General features: G+C 56.6%; 2 protein-coding genes and 1 pseudogene. 2 read left to right on the top strand and 1 reads right to left on the bottom strand.

The features are described from left to right. Positions 1-322: pseudogene (locus tag JNM42_RS11185) on the top strand (UDP-glucose 4-epimerase); the annotation flags it as partial. A 47-nt stretch (positions 323-369) separates the two neighbouring features. Further along, positions 370-519, top strand: coding sequence for a hypothetical protein (locus JNM42_RS11190; RefSeq protein ID WP_294269551.1), 150 nt, complete (start codon positions 370-372; stop codon positions 517-519). Positions 520-733: 214 nt separating this feature from the next. Here JNM42_RS11190 and JNM42_RS11195 read toward each other — a convergent pair whose 3' ends face one another. Further along, positions 734-2,236, bottom strand: a complete 1,503-nt coding sequence (locus JNM42_RS11195) for an ISNCY family transposase (RefSeq protein ID WP_294269555.1) — start codon at positions 2,234-2,236, stop codon at positions 734-736. Positions 2,237-2,279: the final 43 nt, after the last annotated feature.

Here is a 2,279-nt window from a genome sequence, read left to right on the forward strand (position 1 = left end):
TTACATCCATGTCGTCGATCTGGCGCTGGCCCATGTTGCGGCACTGCGCGCGCTGGTCTCACGTGAAGGTCTGCTGGCCGTCAATATCGGCACCGGGCGCGGCTACAGCGTGCTCGAAATGATCGAGGCCTTTGCCCGAGCAAGCGGCAAGGCGGTGCCTTACCGTATCGATGCCCGTCGTCCCGGCGACATCGCGGCCTGTTATGCCGATCCCTCGCTCGCTTCGGACTGTCTTGGCTGGCAGGCCACACGGGACATCAACGCCATGTGCCGCGATGCCTGGAACTGGCAGGTGAACAATCCGCTGGGCTACAAGTCATGACTGATGAAAGTTCATACAGGTGCTGAAGCAGATATGAGAAAGTCACCGTGGGAGTTTTTTTACGTTTGCCTTCCGAAGTCGGCAAGGGCATTTCACGGCAACTCGATTCGCTCAATGATCGTTTGCCGACCGGCAAGGCGGCTTCGTGGAAGCTGAGCGGCATTCGATCAGGCGACAAATTCTGGCGAAACCCCTGATCCCTTGCTATTTAGTGCCTGACAGAAAACCCCCTTTTTTTAAAAATCAGCCCGCCAATTAATTACTTATAAGTCATTATATTACCAAATTATCCCGCTGCACATACCCGTACGTCATTTTCTGCTGCGGCCCGATGAAATTTCCCATTTTGCAGACACGGGTACCCCTGATCTCTAAAAAAAGACCCGTAAAAAGAGGCGTTGTGGGCGTTGGCTACGCCGCCAGTTTGTACGTCGTATCGCGGTCGGCGTAGTTTGCTTTGCGCTTCTCGCGCGCTTTATCCTGTTGCCACAGAATGTCACCGATGCGGTGAATATTTCTTGCCAGCACCGCCAGGGCCACGTAGCGCTTGAAGCCGTCAATGCCATGGTCCGGGCAGACGTCCAGACCATGCACCTCCAACCCGTTGATCGCCGACTCCACCGCCGAGTGCGCACGGCGGGCTTTGACGAATGCCTCGGCACTTTCTTCTTCCTGCGCCTGTTGGCTCAACCGGCCTTTTCTCGGCAAGGCCACTAGCTCCAGTTGCGCTTTCAAGGCGCTCTGATTCGCCGGGGAGTGAAAGCCTTTGTCAAAGCTGCACGCCTTCAAGTCTGGGAAGCGCTGCTGCGCCTGGGTCACCATCGCTACCGCCACTTGATCGTCCGTCAGCTTTTGCATCACCTGATGGTGCAGGATGAATTGGTACTGGTCCTCGAGGATGCACACCTTGACGCCCAGTTCCACCGGGACGCCGGCTTTCCCCTTGCTGATCCATTCGGTGTGGGGTTCAAAGATCGAGAAGACCTTTTCGTCCGGCGCGATGACTTCACCCAGAATGACGCGGCGATGAATCTGGTCAATCTGGCGGTCGGCGTGCGCCATGAACCCTTCGATTTCTGATTTCCGCACCCAAGCGATCAGGTCGGCCAAGCCCTGGGTTTCGATCAGGGTCAGGGTCTGGCGGGCCTTGTCCAGGTACGCTTGGGCAACCTTCAGATACTGCTGATGCACGGTGAGGATGAGCGCTTCGTTTTGCTCGACCCGCTCCGCTGAGGTGGCCTTGCTGCGTTTCTTGTTTTGTGCCGAGCGCATGAGGCGTTTGACGTTCCTGACGTTGTAGTCGTGCTGGCGCCAGTCCGTGAGGCCAAGGTCATCGCACCACTGCGCGGTCAGGGTGATGACCTTGCGCAGGGCATCACTGAGCAGGTTGATGTCGGAGGGGAAGTGCACATTCGTTTCAAGGACAAAGGAGTCGCAGCGCCCACGCAGCGCTTCGCCGTACTTTTTTTTTACCAGGACATGCCCGGATTCAACGACCAGCAGATTGATCTCTTCCAGAAGCTCCGGGGTGAGCAGACTGACGTTGTCCTTGAGCGTCTGGAAGTGGTAGCGGAGAGCGTCAAAGGTGCCGTGCCCAAGTATCTCGCGCAGGGTGTCGTGGTGATTGACGAGTTCGTGCAGGCGGTCGTAGTCGCAGTTCAAATCGAGGCGAATCACGCCGCAGACCAGAATCGGCCACAGCGCCATGCCGGGACGGCCGATGACCTTGCTGACTTGCGGTGCGATCCGGCTTTCAAGCAGCTGGAATATCGACGTGCGCAGTGGAATGTTGGTGTAGAGGAACTGCAAGCCTTTCAGAATCTTGGGGATGTCATCGCGTGATTTGAGGTCGAAAACTATCTTGGAAATGTCGACTTCACCAAAGTGCATCTGGCTATTTTGGACAACTCGCATCGCCGGTCTCCGGAAAAGTCGCATGAGCTTGTCTTGCGGTAGC

This window comes from Propionivibrio sp., assembly GCF_016790145.1.
Taxonomy (GTDB): Bacteria; Pseudomonadota; Gammaproteobacteria; order Burkholderiales; family Rhodocyclaceae; genus Propionivibrio.